A 2,555-nucleotide genomic window follows, 5' to 3' on the forward strand; every position below is an offset into this window, starting at 1 on the left:
TCATCATCGGGGGAGGCGGGTTCGCGACCCGGGGTGCCGCCGGGGGCTCGTCCTGTTCGTCCTCGGCTGCGTCGTCGGTGTCGTCGGCGCTCGCGCCTGCTTCGGAGCCGAGGGCCGCGGCGAGATCGGCGTCCACGCCCGCTTCGGCTCCAATGGCCGCCGCGACGTCGTCGTCCTCTGCTGCGTCTGAATTCGCGGCGGCGGCTTTGTCGTCCGTGTCTTCGGAGTCCGCAGCCTCGTCTTCGTCAGCCGATTCCGCGGCAGTCTGTTCGTCGCCCTCGTCTTCGTCCGCTGCGTCTTCGTCGGACGCGTTCGCGGCGGCGCTGCCGGACGCCTCGTCCTCATCGGACGCCTCGTCTTCGTCAGACGCCTCGTCGGATGCATCTTCGTCGGACGCCTCGTCCTCGTCAGACGCCTCGTCGGACGTCTCGTCCTCGTCGGACGCCTCGTCGGACGTCTCGTCCTCGTCGGACGCCTCTTCGTCGGACGCTTCGTCCTCGTCAGATGCCTCTTCGTCGGACGCTTCGTCGTCGGACGCCTCGTCCTCGTCCGACGCCTGCTCTTCGTCCGAGTCCTCTTCGTCGTCAGACGCCACCGGCACGTCTCGCGGCAGCACGACCGCATCCACGGACGCGAGCACCTCCTGCATCCGGTTCCGCACGAAGGCGGCCTCAGCCTCCGCCGGGGTCGCGGCCTTCGCCGGTGCCACCGTGGATGCGGCGGGCGCGGCAGGCGCGGCCCCCACCGTCTCCGGCTCCTTCACGGGCGCAGGGACCGGTGCGACAGGGGCGACCTCCGCCGGACGGGCCACGGGCTCACTGGCCCGGACCTCCGTGGCTGGGGCCTCCGTTTGCACAGCCTGCGCGAGCGCCGCCGTCGCCCCGAGCAACACGGGCGTCGGCGCGACGTAGCCGTTCTGCCGTGCGAGCAGGAACAGGGCCTGCGCGACCAGGGCATTCCGGTCCACGCCCAGGTCGTGGCTCATCTGCTCCAGTGCCCGCCACAGAGGCTCCGCGACCTCGATGCTTTCACGAATCCGCTTCATGACTAGCTGCCCCTCAGATTGCTCTGCCACGGCGAGACATGGTCCGAGTCGTTGAGCCAATAGAACATCGCCTGCGTCTCCGCGTATTGCCGCTCCGCGATGGTGACGAGGTTCGGGTGCAGGTCGCCCAGCGCCACGCCCTCGAACAGGAAGCCCTCACCGGGCTTGGAGCCGTCCCCGCCCCGGATCCGCCGGTCCCGGCTCTGCCACAGCCGCTGCGACGCCTGTCCCGCGCCCAGGCCGTAGTCCGCGGGTGGGGCGAGCCGCGTCGGCATCCGGAACGTCTTCTCCCCGCACGCCCACAAGAGCCACGTCAGCGCGCTCCAGTCGCCCCTCATGGCGAGCGTCAGGTCCGCCAGCCCCTGCGACAGGTCCAGCGTCTCGTCGATCTCCACCGTGTCGTCCCCGAACTCCATCTCGAACTGCTCCAGCTTCACGGGCCCCGCGCCCAGGAGCGCCGACAGGTCCGGCGGCAGCCACGACACCGTGGCGCCGGGCTTGAACCGCTGGAGCAATTGCGCGCGCATCGCCTGGAGCCGCGTGGCGTACTTGCGCACCACCTGCTGGACCGACTCCAGCGGTTGCTGGGGCCCGTCGGGGAGGCCGTCGTAGGTGCAGCGCGGCGCCTCGTGGGCGGGCCAGAAGTCGAACCGGGGGAACAGCGCCCGGGCATAGGTGCTCAGGAACAGGGCCGTGTCAGGCTCCACCGTCGCCAATTGCTCGGCGTCCTGCCGCACCTGATCCGCGAGCCCCAGGTTCAACAGGATGAGGCCACGGGTGAACAGGTACGCCTTGCGCTCCGGGTTGAGCAGCATCGCCGCGTGCAGGAAGTCCAGCGCCGCGCGCGGCCGGTCCGTCTGGTCCAACAGGATGGCGTAGGCCCGGAGCAGCGTGGAGGCCTCACCGCCGCGCATGAGGCAGTCCGCCATGGGGGCCCACAGCTGGCCCGCCTCCTCCACCACCGACACCGCCAGCGCGTGGGCGGAGGGTTTGGTGCGGGGCAGGGTGAGCTGCTCCAGCCCCTCCACCAGCGGCTGCACGTCCAGCGCGGTGGCGCAGGCGCGGGCCGTGGCCAGCAGGGCCTCCCGGTAGCGCCGCTCCGCGCGGGCCTTGCGCGCGACCTCCCGCCAGCCCTCCGCGCTCCTCGCGAGGTTGGAGAACACCTCCGAGCGCTCCAGCGCCTTCTCGTCCGGAGCGAGCCCCAGGTCGCGGGTGAGCACGACCTGGCGCTGCGCATCCAGCAGCGACCACTCGCCCACGGCGAAGTCCGCCTGGGCCTGTCCCTCCTCGAAGTGGACGCGGAAGTCCGCGTAGGTGTCCTCCGCGCGCGAGCGGTAGAATCCCTGGCGCCTGCCGTCCTCGTACTCGGCCTCCCAGAGCAGCAGGCCGTGCCGGTCCCAGAACCGCACGAGTCCGTGGCGCTCCCCGTCCGCGTTGAGCGACACGAGCGCCCACTGGTCCAGGTCCTCGCGCAGCTCCGCGCTCTCCGGCAGGTGGGCCGGGCGGGTGG

General features: G+C 71.5%; 1 protein-coding gene and 1 pseudogene. Both read right to left on the minus strand.

Annotation, left to right across the window (positions count from 1 at the left end; all coding sequences use genetic code 11):
- Positions 1-1,045, minus strand: a pseudogene (locus D7Y13_RS40730) (hypothetical protein); the annotation flags it as partial.
- 2 nt (positions 1,046-1,047) lie between these two features.
- Positions 1,048-2,555: tetratricopeptide repeat protein (locus D7Y13_RS40735; protein WP_120631030.1), on the minus strand; the 1,508-nt coding region annotated here is incomplete at its 5' end.

The sequence above is a fragment of the Corallococcus praedator genome (genome assembly GCF_003612125.1).
GTDB classification, from domain to species: domain Bacteria; phylum Myxococcota; class Myxococcia; order Myxococcales; family Myxococcaceae; genus Corallococcus; species Corallococcus praedator.